A 19,872-nucleotide genomic window follows, 5' to 3' on the forward strand; every position below is an offset into this window, starting at 1 on the left:
GACCGGATCATGCCGCTTTTTCACGACGACGCGATCTCCAAGCTTAAGGACGACCACGACAAGGTCGAGGCGATCTTCAAGCAGCTCAAGGATGCGACCCCCGCCCAAACGCGCAAGCTGGGCGTCCAGGTCGCCAACCTGATCAAGATCCACATGGCGCTGGAGGAAGAGTACCTCTACCCCGCGCTGCGCAAGGTGCCCGAGGGTGAAGACGACAAGCTGACCGAGGGCCTGGTCGAGCACGACACCGGCAAGCTGCTGATCAATGACGTGCTTTCGCCGAAGACCGACAAGGACAGCTTCGCCGCCAAGCTCCAGGTGCTCGGCGAACAGATGACCCACCACCATAAGGAAGAGGAAGAGCGCGGCGGAGTGTTCGCGCAGGCGCGCAAGTCCGACCTCGACCTGGTTGCGATGCTGAAAAAGATGGCCGCCCGCGAGAAGGATCTGAAGGCCGAACTCAAGGATGGCGATCTTCCCATCTCGGAGATGAATTTCGCCGAGCCCGCCAAGAGCGAGGCTTAGCCCCCCCGCAGCAACTGCACCCCATAGTCGCGCTCGAACAGGTAGAGCAGCGTGCGCGCCGCCTGGCCTCGCGGGTGGTCCAGCCCGCCGTCGCGTTCGATCAGCAGCCGCGCATCGTCGTGGGCGATCGGCAGCAGGCGCTGCAACTGATCGGCGTCGGCGACGCGGAACGGGGTGTCGCCCGATTGCCGCGTGCCGAGCAGTTCGCCTCCGCCGCGCAGGCGCAGGTCCTCCTCGGCGAGCAGGAAACCGTCCTGCGTCTGGCGCAGCAACGCCAACCGCTCGCGCCCGGCCTCGCTCAACGCTTCGCCGCGCAGCAACAGGCAGGTCGATTTGGCCGCGCCCCGCCCGACCCGTCCGCGTAATTGGTGAAGCTGGGCGAGGCCGAAGCGCTCGGCCTGCTCGACCACCATCAGCGTCGCGTCGGGGACGTCGACCCCGACCTCGATCACGGTCGTGGCGACCAGCAGCTTCTTCTCACCACTGGCGAACGCCTCCATCGCCGCGTCCTTGATCTCGGGCCGAAGCTGACCGTGAACCAGAACGACATCGTCCCCGAAGCGCTGTCTGAGCGCGGCATGGCGGGCCTCAGCGGCGGCGGTGTCGTCGCTTTCGCTTTCGCGCACCATCGGGCACACCCAATAGGCCTGCTGACCGTTTGCGAGGTGTCGCCCAACCCCGTCGATCACCTCCGCCATCCGCTCGACCGCGACCACCCGCGTGTCGATCGCCTGACGCCCCGGCGGCATCTCGTCGAGGCGGCTGACGTCCATCTCCCCGTACTGGGCCAGAGTCAGCGTCCGCGGGATCGGGGTGGCGGTCATCGCGAGGCAATGCGGGGTGCGCCGCGCCTTCTGGGTCAGCAACAGCCGCTGGCCGACCCCGAAGCGGTGCTGTTCGTCGATCACCACCAGCCCGAGATTGCGATAGGCGACGGTGTCCTGAAAAATCGCGTGGGTGCCTACGCAGATGGCGATCGAGCCATCGAGCAGCCCCATCAGGATCGATTCGCGCGCCCGGCCCTTGTCGCGGCCGGTCAGCAGCGCGATCTGGACGCCGGACGGTGCGAGCATCCGGCGCAGCGTTTCGTGGTGCTGGCGCGCAAGAATCTCGGTCGGGGCGAGTAGCGCGGCCTGCGCGCCCGCTTCGACCGCGATCAGCATCGCCTCGAGCGCGACCACGGTCTTGCCCGAACCGACATCGCCCTGCAGCAGCCGCAACATCGGCGCGCCCTGGGCCATGTCACCCTCGATCTCGGCCATAGTCCGCCGCTGCGCCCCGGTCAGCGCGAAGGGCAGATCGAGCTTGGCCCGCAGGCTGCCGTCGCCCGAGAGCGGCTGCCCAACGCGCGCCCGGTTCGCCCGCCGCACCAGCATCAGCGCGAGCTGGTTGGCGAACAGCTCGTCGTAGGCCAGCCGGTCGCGGGCTTCGGGATGATGGCCGCGATGCGCCAGCGCGAGCGCCTCGCGCCAGGCGGGCCAGCCCATCTGCGCGAGCAACGCCGGATCGGCCCATTCCGGCAGCTCTGGCACCACTCCTAGCGCTTGCTGGGCCAGCCCCTGAACCCGGCTCTGGGTCAACCCCTCGGACAGCGGATAGACCGGCTCGACCAGCGCGGTCAGCGATCCTGCGCCTTCGTCGGAGATATGGTCGGGGTGGACGATCTGGCGGGTCTGGCCGAATTGGTCGAGCCTTCCGGCGATCCAGCGCTTCTCGCCCAGCGGCAGGCTCTTCTTGGCCCACCCTGCGTTGCGCCCAAACCAGGTGAGCGCGACGTAGTCCCCCGCCGCATCCTCGGCCATCACGCGGAAAGGGCCGCGTCCGGCCGGTGCGCGGTATTCGCGCGCCGTCAGCGGAATCACGATCTGCTCGCCGACATCGGCATCGTCTAACACCGCCACCGCGCGGCGCTGCACGAAGCGGTCGGGCAGGTGATAGGCCAGGTCCTTGACCCGGGTCAGCGCCAGCTTCTCGAGCGGCTTGGCCAGTTGCGGCCCGACGCCCTTCAGCCCGGCCACTTCGGCGAACAGCGGGTTGAGCAGATCGGGGCGCATGACCTTGCTCTAGACTTGTTTGCCGCGCCCGGTCCATCTACCGCGACGCGATGCCGGACCCCGCCCGCCTCGCCAAACTGCGCTTCCGTGCCTGGCACCGGGGCACGCGCGAGATGGACTATATCTGCGGCTGCTTCTTCGATCGGTTCCATGGCGACTGGGCGGAAGCCGAGTTTGCCTGGTTCGAAACGCTGTTGCGCGAGGAAGACCCCGACGTGATGGGCTGGGCGATGGGAACCCAGGATGCTCCGGCCCATTTGGCGGGAGACCTGATGGCGTCGTTCCAAAGGCTCGATTACGTCGATACTTCCCGCTAGGGGCAAGTTCCCCGCGCCTCTCTTCACCCATGCCCGATCTCAACCGCATCCTGACGGCCAAGACGCCGCTGACGCTCGCTTCGGTCGCCCGGGGCGCGGCGCCGCTGGTGATGGCCGATCTCGCGCGGGCGGCGGCTCATGCCAGCGGGGGCAGGCGCGCGGTGTGGATCGCGCCCGACGAAGCCGGGATGCGCAGCGTCGCCGAAGCGGCGGTGTTCTTCGCGCCCGAACTGGAAACGATCGAATACCCGGCGTGGGACTGCCTGCCCTACGACCGGGCCAGTCCGGCGCTGTCGGTCAGCGCCCGCCGGCTGTCGGCGCTGCACCGGCTGCAATCGCCCGCGAAGACCGCGCAACTGGTGGTGACGACCGTCAATGCGGTGCTCCAGCGCGCGCTGACGCCGTTCCGCATCCGCGAATCGGTGCGCGAACTGGCGCCTAAAATGGAGATCGGCCGCGAAAGCCTGATCGCGCTGCTCCAACGCCAGGGCTACACCCGCACCGACACCGTGGTCGATGCGGGCGAATACGCGGTGCGCGGCAGCGTGTTCGATATCTACCCTTCGGGCCTGGAGCAGGGCCTGCGGCTCGATTTCTTCGGCGACGAGCTGGAGACGCTGCGCACCTTCGATGCGGGCACCCAGCGCTCGACCGGATCGCTCGAGCGCTTCCTGCTGCTCCCCGCGAGCGAGGCGCTGGTCGACGACGACAGCATCAAGCGCTTCCGCGGCCGTTATCGCGAGCGGTTCGGCGCCGCGGCGACCTCGGACCCGCTGTATCAGGCGGTCAGCGACGGACGGCGCCTTGCGGGCATGGAACACTGGCTGCCGCTGTTCGAGGAGAGGATGGTCACGCTGTTCGACCATCTCGACGCGGGCGACGTGGCGGTGATCGACAGTTCGGCGCTCAAGGCCGGCGACAGCCGCCTGTCCGACATTTCCGACTACTACACAGCGCGCAGCGACAAGGCCGCAGCGGCCAGCTATCGCCCGCTGCCGCCCGAGCAGCTCTATCTCGGCGAGGACGAGTTTCAGCGCACCCTCGCCGCGTGGCCGGTCCACCGCGCGAGCATCTTCGCCGAGCCCGATTCGGCGAACGTGCTCGATTTCGGCTTCACCAGCGCGCGCGACTTCACCCCCGAGCGCGGGCGGGGCGAGAACATCTATGCAGCGGTGGGCAAGCACGTCACCGCCATCGCCAGATCGGGGCGCAAACCTCTGATCGCGTCCTACAGCACCGGTAGCCGTGCGCGGCTGGCCGGGCTGATCGGCGAGGACGGCAAGACCGCGGTTGCGCTGGCCGAGGACTGGCAATCCGCGCTGGGCCTCGCCGCAAAGGGCCGCGCGGTGGCGCTGGTCCTGCCGCTCGAGCAGGGCTTCGCCAACGCCGAGCTCGAGCTGCTGACCGAGCAGGACCTGCTCGGCGACCGGCTCGTTCGGCGGCGCAAGCGCAAGAAGGACTCCGACGCCTTCCTCGCCGAACTGAGCGCGCTCAACGTCGGCGATCTGGTGGTCCATGCCGATCACGGGATCGGCCGCTACGAGGGGCTGTCGCCGATCACCGTCGGCAAGAGCCCGCACGATTGCGTCCAGCTCAGCTACGCCGCCGGCGACAAGCTCTACATCCCGGTCGAGAATATCGACGTCCTGACCCGCTACGGCGCGGACAGCGAGAACGTCGCGCTCGACCGGCTCGGCGGCGAGGCTTGGCAGCGGCGCAAGTCGCGGATGAAGGAGCGCATCCGCGAGATCGCGGGCGAACTCATGCGCACCGCGGCCAAGCGCGCGCTGCGTCAAGGCGTGACGATCGAGCCCGAGCCGTCCGCCTACGCCCAGTTCGTCGATCGCTTTCCCTGGGACGAAACCGACGACCAGGAGCGTGCCATCGACGAGGTGCTCACCGATCTGGCCGCGGGCAAGCCGATGGACAGGCTGGTCTGCGGAGATGTCGGCTTCGGCAAGACCGAGGTGGCGCTGCGCGCCGCTTTCGCCGCGGCGATGGCGGGGCAGCAGGTCGCGGTGGTCGCGCCGACCACGCTCCTCGCGCGCCAGCACTACGCCAACTTCGTTGAGCGCTTTGCGGGCTTCCCTCTCCAGATCGGGCGCCTGTCGCGCCTGGTCCCGGCCAAGGAAGCCTCCGCGACCAAGGACGGGCTCAAGGACGGCAAGGTCGACATCGTCATCGGCACCCACGCGATCCTGTCGAAGTCGGTCGAGTTCAAGCATCTCGGCCTGGTCATCGTCGATGAGGAGCAGCGCTTCGGGGTGACCCACAAGGAACGGCTCAAGCAGCTCAAGGCCGACGTCCACGTCCTCACCCTCACCGCCACCCCCATCCCGCGCACGCTCCAGATGGCGATGTCGGGCCTGCGCGAGCTGTCGACGATCCAGACCCCGCCGGTCGATCGCCTGGCGGTGCGCACCTACGTGATGCCGTGGGACGACATGGTGATGCGCGAGGCGCTGCTGCGCGAGCACAACCGTGGCGGCCAGAGCTTCATCGTCGTCCCGCGGATCGCCGACATGGCCGACGTCGAGCAATGGCTCCATGACAACGTCCCCGAGATCAAGGCGGTCAGCGCGCACGGGCAGATGAGCCCGACCGAGGTCGAAGACCGGATGGGCGCGTTCTACGAGCGCAAGTACGAGGTGCTGCTGGCCACCACCATCGTCGAAAGCGGACTCGACATCCCCAGCGCCAACACCATCGTCATCCACCGCGCGGACCGCTTCGGCCTCGCCCAGCTCTATCAGCTGCGCGGGCGGGTCGGGCGGGGCAAGCTGCGCGCCTATGCCTATCTCACGTTTCCCGAAAACCGGGTGCTGTCGGAAATCGCAGAGAAGCGGCTCAAGGTCATCGGCGACCTCGACAGCCTGGGCGCCGGCTTCCAGCTCGCCAGCCACGATCTCGATCTGCGCGGCGCGGGCAACCTGCTGGGCGACGAGCAGTCGGGCCACGTCAAGGAAGTCGGCTACGAACTCTACCAGTCGATGCTCGAAGACGCGATCCTCGAGGCGCGCGCCGGGGGCATGGCGATCGAACGGCGCAGCGAGCGGCTGAGCCCCCAGATCACCGTCGACGCGCCGATCCTGATCCCCGAGGATTACGTTCCCGACCTGGCGGTGCGGATGGCGCTGTACCGGCGGATGAACGATGCCGAGGAACAGGGCGCGGTCGAGGCGCTGGCGGCCGAGATGATCGACCGCTTCGGCCCCCTGCCCCCAGCCACCGCCAACCTCCTCAAGCTGATCGAGATCAAGCGCCAGGCGATGGAGGCCAATATCGCCAAGATCGACGTCGGCGCGAAAGGAGCGCTGGTCACCTTTCATAACGACGATTTCGCCGACCCGTTGGGGCTGGTTGCCTACGTCGAACGGCTCAAGGGCACCGCCCGCCTGCGCCCCGACAACAAGCTTGTGATCCAGCGCGAATGGGGCAATCCGGGCGCGCGGTTGCAGGGCTTGGCGCAACTCACCAAGGGACTTTCGACGATCGCGCGTAAGGGGCGTTAGGCCACCGTAATTGGCCATAAGCACCCCCGCTCATGTCGAGCGAAGTCGAGACATCAGGCGCGATGTCTCGACTTCGCTCGACATGAGCGGGATTTGCGGACGCCGTGGTTTCTAGGATTCGGCGATGAACCGATCGAACTCATCCGCCCGCATCGGCCCAGCGCGTAGGAAGCCCTGGTAGTAGTCGCACCCTTCAGCGGCCAGCAATGCACGCTGCGCTTCGCTCTCGACCCCTTCGGCGATCACTTCGAGGTCTAGTGCCTTGGCCATCGCCACGATCGCCCGCAGGATTGTCCGGTCACGCGGGTCGGCGGCGATGTCGTCGGTCAGCGTGTGATCGAGCTTGAGGTAATCGAGCGGCAAAAGCTTGAGATAACGGAAGTTGGCGAAGCCCGAGCCGAAATCGTCGAGCGCGATCCGCATGCCTCGGGCAGCCAATGCGCGCAGCGTAACGGCTGCCGCATCGAGGTCGACAAGCAGCGATTGCTCGGTGACTTCCAGGGTCAGCCGGTGCGGATCGAAGCCGCTGCTTGCGGTGACCTCGTCCAGCGTGGCCACGCAACTCGACGACGCCAGTTCGGCGGCGGTTAGATTGAGCGACAGCCTGAGATCGGCCTGCGGTGACCAGCGCACGGCCGCGGATAGCGCGCGCTCGGCAATGTGCCGCCCCAGCGCCGCGGTTTGGTCGGAGCGTTCGGCGACCGCAAACAATGTTTCTGCGCCGATCCGGCCCAGCGCCGGGTGATCCCATCGCGCGAGCGCCTCGGCCCCGGTCGGGCGTCCATTTGCAAGACCGAACTGCGGCTGGAACAGCACCGCGATTTCGCCCCGTCCCAGCGCGCGCATCAGGTCGCCCTCGAGCGCGGCGCCGCTCCGGCCGCGCGGCATGCGGGTGCCGTCGGCCCAGATCAGCCGCTGTGCGGGCTGGGACTGGGCCTCGGCAAGGGCGTGACTGAGGCTGTCGATCCCGCCCTTGGGGGATTCGCCGGGAAGCGCCCGCAGCAACGCTATCCGGGTCGTCAGGCGCACGCGCTCGCCCGCCACGACCAGCGGCCGCGCCACGGCTTGGGCCAAGGCATCGGCCATGAAGCTCCAGCGTTCGCGGCTCCAGTCGCCGGTCGCAGCGAGCAGGAAGGCGCTGCCATCGATCCGCGCGGCGAACCACTCCCCTGCAAACGCATCGCCGGCAAAGGCGTCGCCGGCGAAAGTGCGGATGCGGCGGGCGACTTCGCCCAGCGCGGCATCGCCAGCGGGCTGGCCGAATGCGCGATTGACGGCCTGAAAGCGCTGCAGGCCGATCAGCATGGCCTGCCACCGCAACCCGTCGCGCGCCCACGATTCGAGCCGCTCGCGCCCGCTGGCCGCGGCCAGCAGTCCGGTCAGGGCGTCGCCGTCGCTCGCCCCGGGGTCGAAGGCCGCACTCGCCATGCGTGCTCGATAGGCCCCAAGGGGTTGAGATTCCGTTCCGAAACGACGCGGCCCTTCGGGCTCGCCGCGAAACGCGTTGCCAGCCAACGGCTTGGCTCATAAACGGGCGAACGACGGCCCCGGCGCCGCGCGGCGCTGGTGAAGGGAACTCCGACAATGCCCGATCGCGCGCGGCTGGCGCTCCTTGCTTCGGACACCGAGCGCGCCCAGGCGGCCGCCGCGGCCATCGCCGCGACCGGGACCTGGGTCCCCTTGGCAGAGGCCGACGCGGTCGTGGTGATCGGTGGCGACGGGTTCATGCTGCAAACCCTGCACCACATGCTCGACGACGGGCCGCTGATCCCCGCTTACGGGCTCAACCACGGCACCGTCGGCTTCCTGATGAACCGGGCCAGGAGCAGCCGGGACATCGTCGATCGCGTTGCCAAGGCCAAAGCCGTCGCCGTTGCTCCCCTGGCGATGACCGCAACCACCCGCAGCGGGGTCGAACAGCGTTTTTGCGCGATCAACGAAGTCTCGCTGCTGCGCGAAACCCGCCAGACCGCCAAACTGGAAGTCAGCGTCGACGGCAAGGTGCGGATTCCGGAACTGGCCTGCGACGGGGTGCTCGTGGCGACCCCGGCGGGCTCGACTGCATACAACCTGTCCGCCAACGGGCCGATCCTGCCGCTGGGATCGGCGATGCTTGCGCTTACCCCGATCAGCCCGTTTCGCCCGCGCCGGTGGCGCGGGGCGATCCTGCCGGATTCGTCGCGGATCGGCTTTCGCGTGCTCGAGCCCGACAAGCGCCCGGTTTCGGTGGTCGCGGATCAGAAGGAACTGCGCGACATCGCCGAAGTCAGCATCGCGATCGCACTCGACCAGCGGCTTACCCTGCTGTTCGATCGCGGCCACAGCCTGGACGACCGCATCGTCACTGAGCAGTTCCAGGTGTAACACTCCGTCTCGGCACCCTTGCCAAACCCGCGCGCACTGGTATAGGCGCGCTCCTGCCGGGCGGTGTCCGGCCTGTTCCCCGATAGCTCAGCGGTAGAGTAGGTGACTGTTAATCACTTGGTCGTTGGTTCGAATCCAACTCGGGGAGCCACTTTCCTTCACTAAGCAGTTGGAAAGTCGCGTATTTGACCGCATCAACTTGTCGCGTTCCCACACTTGATCCCACGTAGCGAGCTGATCGCCAGGCCCTTCCGAACTGAAAGGACGAGGCAAGATCCCTCGACGGAGCTGACCCCTTCCCGATAGCAAGCTTGGCGAGGAAAGGCTTCTCACTTGCTCTTAATCAGCGGGTCCTTGGTTCGAGCCCAAGTGCGTCCACCAAATTTCCTCGTAATATCAGTATGATAAGGCGGCCGCGATCTCGGGTCGGTTGGGCGTATTTGCCACTAGGTAGCTCTCTAGGTAGCAGTCGATAAATCTGTTTCCGCTGTGAAAATACGGCTCGTAAGACACAAGCCCCGCAGAGTGTTTCGATTGGCGCGGGCCTCCCGAGCAAAGGCGCCGAATGTGGAAGGCGATTCGGCTGGCTATCAGTGAGGCAGGCGCAGCCGATCGCGATGGGGATCGCCACCACCAACGCGGCCTAATCGTTGCGGCTCTGTTGCCTCCTCTCGGCCGACGTTTCTTCGCTTCTTTTTTGAGGGATGCCGGTGTCAGCCGCGTATCCGAGTGAGGACCCCTCGTCGGATCGGGCAAAGAGAGACAATGCAGCATCCCTATAGTCGGCGTCAGTTCATGCGCCGTGGCGCCGTGGTCGGAGGCGGCCTTGCCGTCGCGAGCTATTTCCCGGTCTGGGCGCAATCTGTGTCGGCGGGGATAGCCACGCCCCTGCCGATAGTGTCGGGTTCCGACATCACGCTACGGATCGCGCGGCAGACGATGATGATCGACGGGCGACCGTCAAAGGCGATCGGAATCAACGGAACGGTACCTGCACCGCTGATTCGACTTCGCGAAGGTCAGATCGTCCGGCTAAATGTCATCAACGACCTCGCCGACGAAGATAGCTCGATCCACTGGCACGGCCTGCTCGTTCCACCCCAGCATGACGGCGTTCCCGGCATCTCGTTCCCCGGCATCCGCCCGCGTTCAAGCTACCTCTACGAATTTCCCGTCAAGCAGAGCGGCACCTACTGGTACCATAGTCATTCGGGACTCCAGGAGCAACTCGGCCATTACGGCCCAATCGTCATCGATCCTGCTGGCGAAGACCCGATTAAATACGATCGCGAACACGTGATCGTCCTGTCCGACCACAGCCAGATTTCGCCGGAGGGCATCTTCCGCCGGATGAAGGTCGATCCCGGCCACTTCAACTTTCAGCGTCAGACCCTCGCCGGCCTGCTCGCGGGCCGCGACCAGACGCTGAAGGATCGCGTGGATTGGGGCAAAATGCGGATGGACCCGACCGACGTCTCCGACGCGACAGGTCCCGCCTACACCTATCTCGTCAACGGGCATGGACCCTTCGACAACTGGACCGCGCTTTTCACTCCCGGGCAGCGCGTGCGGCTGCGGATTATCAACGCGTCGGCCATGACCACGTTCAACGTCCGCATACCGGGTCTTCGGCTCACCATCGTGCAGGCCGACGGGCAGGACGTGGTGCCGGTCGAGGTAGACGAATTCCAGATCGGTATCGCCGAAACCTACGACGCAATCGTGACGCCCGCTGAAGACAAGGCGTTCACTCTGGTTGGCGAAGCGGTCGACCGATCGGGCATGGCGCGCGCGACACTCGCCCCGCGCCCTGGCATGGCGGCCGAGGTTCCGCCACTTAGAAAGCGCCCGCTCGCCACGATGAAGGACATGGGCATGGGTGACATGTCGATGGGCGGGATGGAAGGCATGGACATGTCGGGCGGCATGGGCGGCATGAACATGTCAGGGGGCGCTCAGCGCGGCGTCGACACGACCGCGGAACAGAACCCCTCAGCCAAGCTCGCTACCGGCGCGATGGCCGCGATGTCGGCGACGATGGGTGCGATGGATCACGGTTCGATGGCAATGGACCACGCGGGGATGGCCGGGATGGACCATAGCGCGATGGCTGGGTCCGACGCCATGGCAGGCATGGACCACGGATCGATGGGCGCCCAGCACGGCTCTATGGCCGGGATGGACGACGGCTCCATGGACATGGGGTCGATGAAGATGCGCGACTTCTCGAATGCGCCGCAGGTCAAGAAAGGCCCCGGGGTGCAGACGATCTCGCCGATGCCAATGGACCGCACTGGCGAGCCCGGCCAAGGTCTCGAGGATGTCGGCCACAAGGTGCTGACGTACCGCGACCTGATGGCGCTCGAGCGCAATCCCGACGTTCGTGCGCCATCGCGCACCATCGACTTTCACCTCACCGGCAACATGGAGCGCTTCATGTGGTCGTTCGACGGCGAAAAGATGTCAGACGTTCACGAACCGATCCCGTTCATCGAGGGCGAACGAGTTCGGGTCAATCTCATCAATGACAGCATGATGGGGCATCCGATCCACATTCACGGCCATTTCTTTGAGCTAGTGACCGGGCACGGCGACCGCGCGCCGCGCAAGCATACCGTCATCGTCCAGCCCGGCGGCAAGGTGACCTGGGATTTTACCGCCGACGCGGTGGGCGACTGGGCATTCCACTGCCACCTTCTCTACCATATGCACGCCGGGATGATGCGCACGGTGAGCGTGCGCCCCAAGGGAGAGGCGGCGTGAACCGCCTTTTCGCCGCGCTCGCGGCGACGTCGGCCCTCGCCCTGACGGTTGCGGCGCCCGCGCAGGCTCAGTCCATGCAGAACATGCCCGGCATGTCGATGCCAATGCCAGCCAAGAAGCCAGCAGCAAAGCGGCCTGCTGCAAAGCGGCCGACCCCGCAGAGACGCCCCAACGCGCGGAGGGCCGCCCCCGCACGCCACCCGCCCGCCAAATCCGCCCGCGAGCCGATGGGCAATATGCCCGGCATGCCGGGTATGCCTGACGGTGCCGCTCAGTCGCCGATGACCGGAATGGATCACGGCGCCCTGCCGATGCAGGGCGCACCAGCACAGCCGGGGACGACGGAGGGCATGGATCATAGCGCCATGCCGGGGATGGAAATGCCTACTGGTCAGGCCGGCCATGATATGTCGGGAATGTCCAGCACGGCACAGACCGGCACCAACCTACCTGCCGGGAATGCACCGGCGCCGCCGCCTCCGATGGACCATTACGCCGACCGACAGTTTCCGGTCGGCGCCATGCAGCAGTCGCGCAGCTTGATGATGAGGGAGAGCGGCGGCCAATCGTTCAACCAGGTCATGTTCAATCTGGCGGAGTACCAGGCGCGCAAGGGTCGCGACGGCTATCGATGGGATGGCGAGGCCTGGTTCGGCGGAGACGTCAACCGGCTGACCCTCAAGTCCGAAGGCGAGGGCGCGTTCCGCGAAGGCGTCGAAAGCACAGAGATTCAAGCGCTATACAGCCGCGCGATCGGTCCGTACTTCAACCTGCAGGCTGGCGTCCGCCTCGACTTCGAGCCCGGGCGGCCGACGACCTACGCGACCGTGGGCTTCGAGGGCCTGGCTCCCTATTGGTTCGAGGTAGAGGGCGCATTGTTTTTATCCGACAAGGGCGATCTGCTCGGCCGGCTTGAGGGATATTACGATCAGCGCATCACCCAGCGCCTGGTCCTGCAGCCTCGGGTCGAACTCAACCTGGCCGCTCAGGACGTGCCCGCGACCCGCACCGGCGCAGGCTTGTCGAGCGCCGAACTGGGGCTGCGCCTGCGCTACGAAATCAGCCGACAGTTCGCGCCCTATATCGGCGTCTCATACGAGGCCAAGACGGGGCAAACCGCGCGCTACGCTCGCGCGGACGATGAGGATCCCACTCGTACGAGCTTGGTCGCCGGCGTTCGGTTCTGGTTCTGACGGAGCGAGAAGCGGAACAACCCGGGGCCGCGCATACGATAGTTAGGAGAGGACAATGGAACAGATGCAAGAGAAGTCGGGGATGATGAACCCTTACACCAGCCTCGCGATCCAGACGCTGGTCAGCGGGGTGATCATGTATCTCGTAATGTTCGTCATGATCGACGGCCTCTCGAGCTTCTACAACAATCTCAACATGGTCTACATGACGCTGATGATGGTCGCGCCGATGGTGATACTGATGATCGTCGCGATGAAGCACATGTTCCCGAACAAGACGGCGAACCTGATCATACTTGGGATTTCGATGGTGGCGTTTCTTGGGTCCTTCGCCCTTATCCGGACCCAGACGACGATTGGCGACCGCGCCTTCCTTCGCTCGATGATCCCGCACCATTCTGGAGCGATTCTGATGTGCCAACAGGCCTCCATCCGAGACGCGGCAGTCAAAACGCTTTGCAGCAATATCATCCGTTCGCAGCGCCAGGAGATCGATCAGATGGAAGTCATCCTGAAGCGCATGTGACATCGACATCCAGGCCCTGAAGGATTCTGCGAGGACCGACGGCTACCAGATGTTTTTCGATGTTCTCAAGCCGCACGCAGCTTGGCGCTCCCCCTCAAATCTGGCCTAGCATGGCCTTCAGTTTGGCACGGGCTCGGTAGAGCCGCGTCTCTACAGTCTTCTCACTGACCCCAAGCACGGCGGCCGCCTCGGCCTGGCTCAGTTCATCAATCGTCCGTAGCGCGAGGACTTCGCGCAGACGTGCAGGCAGTCTTGAAATCGCGGCGACCGCCCTGGCAAGCTCGGCCCGGTCCGAGGCAAGGACATCAGCAGGGACGGCATCGTCGGGGAGGTCGACCGCGGCTTCGAGCGGCACCGCGCGAACGAAGAACGATCTTACCTTTCGCCGCCGTGCCCAGTCGCGGCACTTGTTGAGCGCAATCCTCTTGAGCCATACCGGAAATGGTCGGTTTCCGTCATAGCGGCCGATCGCAGCAAAGGCCGCGATGAAGGCTTCCTGAGTCAGATCGAGCGCTTCGTGTTCATCGCCGATCGATGCTCGCACGAGGCGGAACACGGTTTCGCGATGGCGGGCCAATAGCGCGCGGCAGGCGTCCTGCCGACCGGCAAGCACCAGTGCCGCGAGCTCCGCGTCGCTGCCATCGGACAGCGACAGGCTCACCGCGTGTCTGAAGGTGTGTTGTCGGGCGCGAGAGCCTTGGTCACAGTCCGATCGAACATTGCAGCCTGATCTGGCCGCAGCACGGCGCGCATCGCGAAAAGGTGTTCGAGCGTTTCCTTTTGCATCTGGCCCATGACCATGTGCGTGTGGTCGATGGCGGCTGTCACTTCCGGCCCATAACCGTGTTCTGCCTGCATCGCCGCTGCGAGATGGGCATTGGCCGCGCGCATCTCGAGTTCGAGCGCCCTGCGCCGCGTGGCGAAGCGCTGCTCGATCGCCTCGATCTTTGCTCGCTGCGCCGCGTCGAGATTCAGCTCGCGGTGGAGCAGTGCATGGAGTTCGGTTTCGCTCTGCCGCTCCGGCGCGAAGATCGTCCTGCCGGCATATGTCCCCGCCAATGCCGCCAGGAAGGCAACGACCGCGATCAGAGCGAGACGTTTGCCCCAACTCACGGATGGACATCCAGCAGCGTCGAAGGCGCCAGTGGGTTGTCGGGCGCGAATGGCGAGAGCGGCTGCGCGACAGCCGGTTCGCCGCCGACCAGTCCGCCTCCGGCTATCCCGAGAGCCAATGCGAATGCGGCGGCGAAACCCATGAGCCGGGGCGCGGCAGATGCCTCCCGGCGCCTGACCGCAAGGCCGGCGAGCACGGCATCATCGATCATCGCCAGATCAGCGGGAACTGGCAAAGCGCCGAGTTGGCGCAGCGTTCGATCAAAGTCGGACACAATCGGTCTCCTAAGGTCCTTGCAAGCATATACGCGGGCCGTCGCCCGATCCCTCGGGAAAATCGAATCGAGCGATGTGTGAGGGGTGCGCTTCACGGCTGCGTATTTGCCCATGACACGCAGCCAAGGAGTTTGCTGATGCGCCTGCACCGTCTCGTTCTCGCCATCGCCGCCATGGGACTCGCTTTCCCGCAGCTTGCCGCCGCTCACACAAGGCTCGTTTCCTCGAGCCCTGCCGCAAACGCCACGGTTCCGGCTCCAACAAAAATCGAGCTGCGCTTTAGTGAGGCCGTGATCGCCGCAACGACGCGGGCCGAGATCGCGATGACTGGCATGCCCGGAATGGGCAGCCACGCACCGATGCCGATCACCGGCTTCACTGCCGAAATGGGCAAGGATCGCAAGTCGATGACGTTGCTGCTGAGGCGGCCGCTCACTGCCGGCACCTACAGAGTCACTTGGAACACTGCTGGAGCCGACACTCACCACATGGGCGGCAATTTCAGCTTCACGGTGCGGTAAGAGCACATGGACAACCTGCCCGTCATCGCCATCCGGTTCGTCCTTTATGCCGACCTGATGGTGTTGGCGGGCATGTCCGCATTTTCCTTCTATGCGCTCACTAGCCAAGAACGCGATGCGGACGAATTGCCGCTGACGAAACTGGCTATCGCTCTTTCATCAATCGGGTTTCTGCTGTCCGGTCTCGGCATGATCGCGCTCGCCGCCTCTATGACCGGCGCCAGCATCTGGGCTGTGGACCGCGATGTCCTGCGGGAGGTGATCGCCGAAACCGCGATCGGCAGCGCCTGGATCGTGCGAATGGTCGCGCTTACGATTGCTGTCCTATCGGCGTTTGCACTGAAGCCGCGTCGATCGATTGCGCGCATTGGCCTTCTCGCGTCGACGGCGCTCGCGATCACAACGCTGGTCTGGACCGGCCATGCCGGGGCCACGGAAGGCTCGATGGGCACGATCCACCGGCTGAGTGACATGGTCCACATGCTGGCAGCGGCGGTATGGCTCGGAGGAATTGCCGCTTTCTCCTTGCTCCTCTTCCGTCCCTTGAGCCATCAGACAGCCGCCCGGCTGGCGATGACGCACCGCGCGCTTGAGCAGTTTGCCCGGGTTGGCACGCTCGCGTTGGCTCTGATTGTCATCACCGGCGTCATCAATTGCTTCGCCGTGGTCGGCTTTCCCCATTTTACCCGATTGCCCCTGACGCCGTACGGACAGCTGCTGCTTGCGAAGCTCGGCCTGTTCGGCGCGATGCTGCTTCTGGCTGCCTCGAACCGCTGGCGGCTGACCCCGGCGCTCGGCGCGGTCGTCGCCGACACCGATCCGGCGCGAGCCCTGCGCGACCTTCGAATTAGCCTGACGTTGGAAGCCGGCGCGGCGGCCGGGATCCTGGCATTGGTCGCCTGGCTGGGCACGCTGGAGCCTTTGGGCGGCACGGCCTGAAAAATAGGCACTTGACCCTGACATGATGTCAAGGTCGACAAGCCTCGCGACAAAGGAGCTCGAAGCATGACCGAGTCGCATCACGATCACGCGAATTGCGCCCATCCCGTTGCCGAAGTCCCCCAAACGGCGATCGATCCGGTGTGCGGAATGGACGTCGATCCGGCCACCACGCCGCATGTCGCCACCCATGAAGGCGTCTATCACTATTTCTGCAGCGCAGGCTGCCTTGCCAAATTCAAAGCCGATCCCGTGGTCTACACGGCCTCCAAGCCGCGCCAGGCGGAGACGGTGCCCGAAGGCACGATCTGGACCTGCCCGATGCATCCGGAGGTTCAGCGCCCTGGACCGGGGAGCTGCCCAATCTGCGGCATGGCGCTCGAACCGATGACCCCGACGCTCAGCGACGGGCCGTCTCCCGAATATGCAGACATGAAGCGGCGTTTCGTGGTCGGCCTTAGCCTCGCCTTGCCGGTCGTCGTGCTCGAAATGGGAGGCCATCTGACCAATCTGGGGCACATTTTCCCGGGCCGGCTCGGCAATATCGCCCAGATGGTCTTGGCCACCCCGGTCGTGCTGTGGGCCGGCTGGCCGTTCTTCGAGCGGGGTTGGGCCTCGATCCAAAGCCGCCATCTCAACATGTTCACGCTGATCGCGATGGGCACCGGAGTCGCCTGGCTCTACAGTATGGTGGCGACGCTCGCCCCCGGCGTATTTCCGGCTGCTTTTCGCGCCATGAACGGGTCGGTCGCGGTCTATTTCGAGGCCGCTGCGGTCATCACCGTCCTGGTGCTGCTCGGCCAGTTGCTCGAACTACGCGCCCGAGAAACCACGAGCGGCGCAATCCGTGCACTGCTCGATCTTTCGCCCAAGTTGGCACGCCGGGTTCGCGCCGACGGGAGAGACGAGGAAATTGCGCTCGACCAGGTGCTGGTCGGCGACAGGTTGCGCGTCCGGCCCGGCGAGAAGGTGCCGGTGGACGGCGTCGTGCTCGAAGGGCGCAGCACGGTCGACGAATCGATGGTGACGGGCGAATCCATGCCGGTGACCAAGGAAACTCAATCGAAGCTCATCGGCGGGACGATCAACCAAACCGGCGGCCTCGTCATGCGAGCGGAGCGGATCGGGCGCGACACGATGCTGGCGCGGATCGTCCAGATGGTCGCCGATGCGCAGCGCAGCCGCGCACCGATTCAGCGTCTGGCGGACACCGTGTCGGGCTGGTTCGTCCCGGCCGTCATCGCGGTCTCCGCAATTGCCTTTGTCATCTGGTCGCTGGTCGGACCGTCTCCGGCGATGGGCTACGGGCTCATCGCTTCGGTCGCGGTGTTGATCATTGCCTGTCCCTGCGCCCTCGGCCTAGCCACGCCGATGTCGATCATGGTCGGTGTGGGACGCGGCGCGCAGGGCGGAATCCTAATCAAGAACGCTGAAGCACTGGAACGAATGGAAAAGGTCGACACGCTTGTCGTCGACAAGACCGGAACGCTCACCGAGGGTAAGCCTGCCGTGGTGGCGATCGAAACCGCGGACGGGTTCGATGACGACGAAGTGCTGCGGCTCGCAGCCAGCCTGGAGCGCAGCAGCGAGCATCCGCTCGCGCAGGCCGTGGTCAAGGCGGCGGAAGCCAAGGGCCTCGCCATCGGCGAACCGAGCGATGTGGACCAGCCGGTCGGTAAGGGCATCACCGGTATCGTCGATGGCCACCAGCTCGCCGCGGGGAATGCGCGCTTTCTCGAAGAACAGGGCATCCCAACCGGACCGCTGGCCGAACGTGCCGATCATCTGCGCAGCGAAGGCGCGACTGCGATCTTTCTCGGCGTCGATGGCAAGGTGGCTGGCACGATCGGTATTGCTGATCCCGTCAAGGAAACCACAGCCGCCGCGCTTAAGTCGCTGGCGGAGGCAGGCATCCATGTGATCATGCTGACCGGGGACAACCGTGTCACTGCAGATGCGATCGCACGTCGCCTTGGCATTGCCGATGTCGAGGCGGATGTCCTTCCTGACCAGAAAGGTGCGATCGTAAAGCGCTTGCGGGACGAAGGACGGATCGTGGCGATGGCTGGCGACGGGGTGAACGACGCACCCGCCCTCGCCGCAGCCGATGTTGGGATTGCCATGGGGTCGGGCACCGATGTCGCGATTGAAAGCGCAGGCGTCACACTACTCAAGGGCGACCTCACTGGAATTGCCCGGGCTCGCCGCCTCAGCCATGCCACCATGGCCAATATCCGGCAGAACCTGTTCTTCGCCTTCGCCTACAATGTCGCGGGCATCCCGGTAGCGGCGGGCGCTCTCTATCCGCTGTTCGGCCTTATGCTTTCGCCGATCATCGCCGCGGCCGCGATGGCGCTGTCGTCGGTCAGCGTCATCGGTAATTCGCTGCGCCTGAGGAGGATCGCGCTGTGAACCTATCGAGCAAACGCGCCTGGCTCCTGGCGGTCATATCGGCGGCCCTGATCGCCGCCTATCTGTTCTATCCCGAACACCGCGCTCACATGTTCGGGTTGCTTCCTTACGCGTTGCTGTTCGCCTGCCCACTTTTGCATTTCTTTCACGTTGGTCATCATCATGGTGGGCATCGGCCTTCGGGAGAAGAACGTCCGTGAATATCGGTGAGACCTCGAAAGCGACCGGCGTGTCACAGCGGATGATTCGCCATTATGAAGGGATCGGGCTGATGCCCCAGCCCGACCGGCGCGACAACGGCTATCGAGACTATCCTCCCCGCTCGGTCGAGCGGTTGCGCTTCATTGCCAATGCCCGCGATCTGGGCTTCTCGCTCGAGGAGATTGCCGCCCTTCTCAGTCTTTGGGATGATCGAGACCGGGCGAGCAGCGAGGTCAAAGCGATCGCTTTGAGTCATGCCGATGACCTTGCACGCAAAGTAACCGCTCTCGAAGCGATGCGCCGTGCGCTGCTGGACCTCGCGGAAGGTTGTAGCGGCGATGCGCGGCCCGATTGCCCAATCCTCGCAGGACTTGCCGATACACGGGATCGTCCGGTTCGCGAATTGACAGGTGCTCCCCAGAAGTCGAAAGTAGTTTCGTGAAGCGCTGGCTTTCCTTGCTGCTCGTTTTGAGCGCCTTACTTGGTCTTTTGGGCCAGGAAACGGCGTTTGCGCATGTCGTGGCCGTCCCCGAAGCCGAACAGGTGGTGGCCGCGGCGCAAATGAGTCCCGAATGCGCGGAGATGATGGGCCTCGCAAAGCAGAAACCGCAGTCCGATCAGCCTTGTCAGGGCATGACCCCCGATTGCATCGCCAAGATGGGCTGTGCGGTGCCGCTGGCATTGCTGCCCCCCATCGCGCCAGACGCAATTCCGCAATTCCGCACCGCGCTTCCCGGGCTCGTTTCGGCAGCGCCGTTGATCGGCCGCAGTTTCGGACCCGAGCCCGAGCCACCCGCACCCCTTGGCTGAACCCTGGCGATGCGCGGCGAACCTTTGCGTTCGCCTTGTGTCTCTCCGCAGTTCAATCAAGGATTTTTTACATGAAGACGATTTTCACGCTCGCCGCTGTTGCGGCGGCACTCGCTACCGCATCCATCGCCTCGGCCCATGAAAATGCCAATGGCCATTGGGAATGGCGCAGCCAGCCCTCCTTTGGACCCAAGTCGACTGGCCCCTCGCACATCCGCGTCTGGGTCAAGGACGGCGAGACCAGCATGGCAAATTGCGACTGCGCCATGATGAAGGCGGATGCTTCCGGCTGCATGATGAATATGCCCGGCAAGACTGGGGCACCGTCGGCCGGCTGAGGCGATTG

General features: G+C 65.3%; 18 protein-coding genes and 1 tRNA gene. 15 read left to right on the forward strand and 4 right to left on the reverse strand.

Translation table 11 applies throughout. The features are described from left to right. Positions 1-9: 9 nt before the first annotated feature. Positions 10-525 (forward strand): hemerythrin domain-containing protein, encoded by a 516-nt coding sequence (locus tag GKE62_RS01605; protein WP_154690722.1) that lies wholly within the window; start codon positions 10-12, stop codon positions 523-525. Here GKE62_RS01605 and recG read toward each other — a convergent pair. Further along, on the reverse strand, positions 522-2,579 hold the full coding sequence (gene recG / locus GKE62_RS01610; RefSeq protein ID WP_154690723.1) for an ATP-dependent DNA helicase RecG: 2,058 nt from the start codon (positions 2,577-2,579) through the stop codon (positions 522-524). The genes GKE62_RS01605 and recG overlap by 4 nt on opposite strands. Positions 2,580-2,629: 50 nt before the next feature. On the opposite strand from recG, the gene GKE62_RS01615 reads away from it, so the two are divergent. Both GKE62_RS01615 and mfd read left to right on the forward strand, forming a co-directional pair. After that, on the forward strand, positions 2,630-2,896 hold the full coding sequence (locus GKE62_RS01615; protein ID WP_154690724.1) for a succinate dehydrogenase assembly factor 2: 267 nt from the start codon (positions 2,630-2,632) through the stop codon (positions 2,894-2,896). A 29-nt stretch (positions 2,897-2,925) separates the two neighbouring features. Further along, positions 2,926-6,408, forward strand: a complete 3,483-nt coding sequence (gene mfd / locus GKE62_RS01620; protein ID WP_154690725.1) for a transcription-repair coupling factor — start codon at positions 2,926-2,928, stop codon at positions 6,406-6,408. Positions 6,409-6,519: 111 nt separating this feature from the next. Here the strand turns inward: mfd and GKE62_RS01625 are convergent, their stop codons facing one another. Continuing rightward, positions 6,520-7,836 carry a GGDEF domain-containing phosphodiesterase gene (locus GKE62_RS01625; protein ID WP_154690726.1) on the reverse strand — a complete coding sequence of 439 codons (1,317 nt, stop codon included), beginning with the start codon at positions 7,834-7,836 and terminating at the stop codon, positions 6,520-6,522. A gap of 156 nt (positions 7,837-7,992) precedes the next feature. On the opposite strand from GKE62_RS01625, the gene GKE62_RS01630 reads away from it, so the two are divergent. From GKE62_RS01630 to GKE62_RS01650, 5 genes are all read left to right on the forward strand, one after another. Then, the gene (locus tag GKE62_RS01630) at positions 7,993-8,772 is read left to right on the forward strand and encodes an NAD kinase (RefSeq protein WP_154690727.1); all 780 of its coding nucleotides are present in this window, start codon (positions 7,993-7,995) and stop codon (positions 8,770-8,772) included. Positions 8,773-8,848: 76 nt separating this feature from the next. Then, positions 8,849-8,923, forward strand: a tRNA-Asn gene (locus GKE62_RS01635). 614 nt (positions 8,924-9,537) lie between these two features. Next, on the forward strand, positions 9,538-11,535 hold the full coding sequence (locus GKE62_RS01640) for a copper resistance system multicopper oxidase (protein WP_154690728.1): 1,998 nt from the start codon (positions 9,538-9,540) through the stop codon (positions 11,533-11,535). Next, positions 11,532-12,728 (forward strand): copper resistance protein B, encoded by a 1,197-nt coding sequence (locus tag GKE62_RS01645; RefSeq protein WP_370516042.1) that lies wholly within the window; start codon positions 11,532-11,534, stop codon positions 12,726-12,728. The genes GKE62_RS01640 and GKE62_RS01645 overlap by 4 nt, the downstream gene beginning before the upstream one ends. A gap of 55 nt (positions 12,729-12,783) precedes the next feature. Continuing rightward, positions 12,784-13,254 carry a DUF305 domain-containing protein gene (locus tag GKE62_RS01650; RefSeq protein ID WP_230206848.1) on the forward strand — a complete coding sequence of 157 codons (471 nt, stop codon included), beginning with the start codon at positions 12,784-12,786 and terminating at the stop codon, positions 13,252-13,254. A 94-nt stretch (positions 13,255-13,348) separates the two neighbouring features. Here GKE62_RS01650 and GKE62_RS01655 read toward each other — a convergent pair whose 3' ends face one another. Beyond that, entirely contained in the window at positions 13,349-13,915 is a 567-nt protein-coding gene (locus GKE62_RS01655; protein ID WP_154690729.1) for an RNA polymerase sigma factor, read from the reverse strand. Then, a complete protein-coding gene (locus GKE62_RS01660) occupies positions 13,912-14,367 on the reverse strand; it encodes a Spy/CpxP family protein refolding chaperone (protein WP_154690730.1) in 456 nt (151 codons plus the stop codon). Before GKE62_RS01660 ends, GKE62_RS01655 begins: the two co-directional genes overlap by 4 nt. 2 nt (positions 14,368-14,369) lie before the next feature. Here GKE62_RS01660 and copC point away from each other — a divergent pair, with 2 nt between their 5' ends. The 7 genes from copC to GKE62_RS01700 all read left to right on the forward strand — a co-directional run bounded on the left by copC (position 14,370) and on the right by GKE62_RS01700 (position 19,864). Next, complete coding sequence (gene copC / locus GKE62_RS18690; RefSeq protein ID WP_230206849.1) at positions 14,370-15,164, forward strand: copper homeostasis periplasmic binding protein CopC; 795 nt, start codon at positions 14,370-14,372, stop codon at positions 15,162-15,164. 6 nt (positions 15,165-15,170) lie between these two features. Then, complete coding sequence (gene copD, locus GKE62_RS01675) at positions 15,171-16,103, forward strand: copper homeostasis membrane protein CopD (protein WP_154690732.1); 933 nt, start codon at positions 15,171-15,173, stop codon at positions 16,101-16,103. Positions 16,104-16,169: 66 nt separating this feature from the next. Then, a complete protein-coding gene (locus tag GKE62_RS01680; RefSeq protein ID WP_154690733.1) occupies positions 16,170-18,515 on the forward strand; it encodes a heavy metal translocating P-type ATPase in 2,346 nt (781 codons plus the stop codon). Then, positions 18,512-18,715: a DUF2933 domain-containing protein gene (locus GKE62_RS01685; protein ID WP_154690734.1), complete on the forward strand. Its 204-nt coding sequence runs from the start codon at positions 18,512-18,514 to the stop codon at positions 18,713-18,715. Before GKE62_RS01680 ends, GKE62_RS01685 begins: the two co-directional genes overlap by 4 nt. Beyond that, entirely contained in the window at positions 18,712-19,158 is a 447-nt protein-coding gene (gene cueR, locus GKE62_RS01690) for a Cu(I)-responsive transcriptional regulator (RefSeq protein ID WP_154690735.1), read from the forward strand. The genes GKE62_RS01685 and cueR overlap by 4 nt, the downstream gene beginning before the upstream one ends. A 77-nt stretch (positions 19,159-19,235) precedes the next feature. Then, positions 19,236-19,526 (forward strand): hypothetical protein, encoded by a 291-nt coding sequence (locus GKE62_RS01695; protein ID WP_230206850.1) that lies wholly within the window; start codon positions 19,236-19,238, stop codon positions 19,524-19,526. Between the two features lie 71 nt (positions 19,527-19,597). Then, on the forward strand, positions 19,598-19,864 hold the full coding sequence (locus tag GKE62_RS01700; protein ID WP_154690736.1) for a hypothetical protein: 267 nt from the start codon (positions 19,598-19,600) through the stop codon (positions 19,862-19,864). The last annotated feature ends 8 nt before the right edge of the window (positions 19,865-19,872 follow it).

The sequence above is a fragment of the Novosphingobium sp. Gsoil 351 genome, from assembly GCF_009707465.1.
Taxonomy (GTDB): Bacteria; Pseudomonadota; Alphaproteobacteria; order Sphingomonadales; family Sphingomonadaceae; genus Novosphingobium.

What these genes read in the sequence shown, in the direction of transcription:
- GKE62_RS01605 (WP_154690722.1), top strand. Translation starts at nt 10, where the DNA reads ATGCCGCTTTTTCACGACGACGCGATCTCCAAGCTTAAGGACGACCAC.
- recG (WP_154690723.1), bottom strand. Translation starts at nt 2,579, where the DNA reads ATGCGCCCCGATCTGCTCAACCCGCTGTTCGCCGAAGTGGCCGGGCTG.
- GKE62_RS01615 (WP_154690724.1), top strand. Translation starts at nt 2,630, where the DNA reads ATGCCGGACCCCGCCCGCCTCGCCAAACTGCGCTTCCGTGCCTGGCAC.
- mfd (WP_154690725.1), top strand. Translation starts at nt 2,926, where the DNA reads ATGCCCGATCTCAACCGCATCCTGACGGCCAAGACGCCGCTGACGCTC.
- GKE62_RS01625 (WP_154690726.1), bottom strand. Translation starts at nt 7,836, where the DNA reads ATGGCGAGTGCGGCCTTCGACCCCGGGGCGAGCGACGGCGACGCCCTG.
- GKE62_RS01630 (WP_154690727.1), top strand. Translation starts at nt 7,993, where the DNA reads ATGCCCGATCGCGCGCGGCTGGCGCTCCTTGCTTCGGACACCGAGCGC.
- GKE62_RS01640 (WP_154690728.1), top strand. Translation starts at nt 9,538, where the DNA reads ATGCAGCATCCCTATAGTCGGCGTCAGTTCATGCGCCGTGGCGCCGTG.
- GKE62_RS01650 (WP_230206848.1), top strand. Translation starts at nt 12,784, where the DNA reads ATGGAACAGATGCAAGAGAAGTCGGGGATGATGAACCCTTACACCAGC.
- copC (WP_230206849.1), top strand. Translation starts at nt 14,370, where the DNA reads ATGGACATCCAGCAGCGTCGAAGGCGCCAGTGGGTTGTCGGGCGCGAA.
- copD (WP_154690732.1), top strand. Translation starts at nt 15,171, where the DNA reads ATGGACAACCTGCCCGTCATCGCCATCCGGTTCGTCCTTTATGCCGAC.
- GKE62_RS01680 (WP_154690733.1), top strand. Translation starts at nt 16,170, where the DNA reads ATGACCGAGTCGCATCACGATCACGCGAATTGCGCCCATCCCGTTGCC.
- GKE62_RS01700 (WP_154690736.1), top strand. Translation starts at nt 19,598, where the DNA reads ATGAAGACGATTTTCACGCTCGCCGCTGTTGCGGCGGCACTCGCTACC.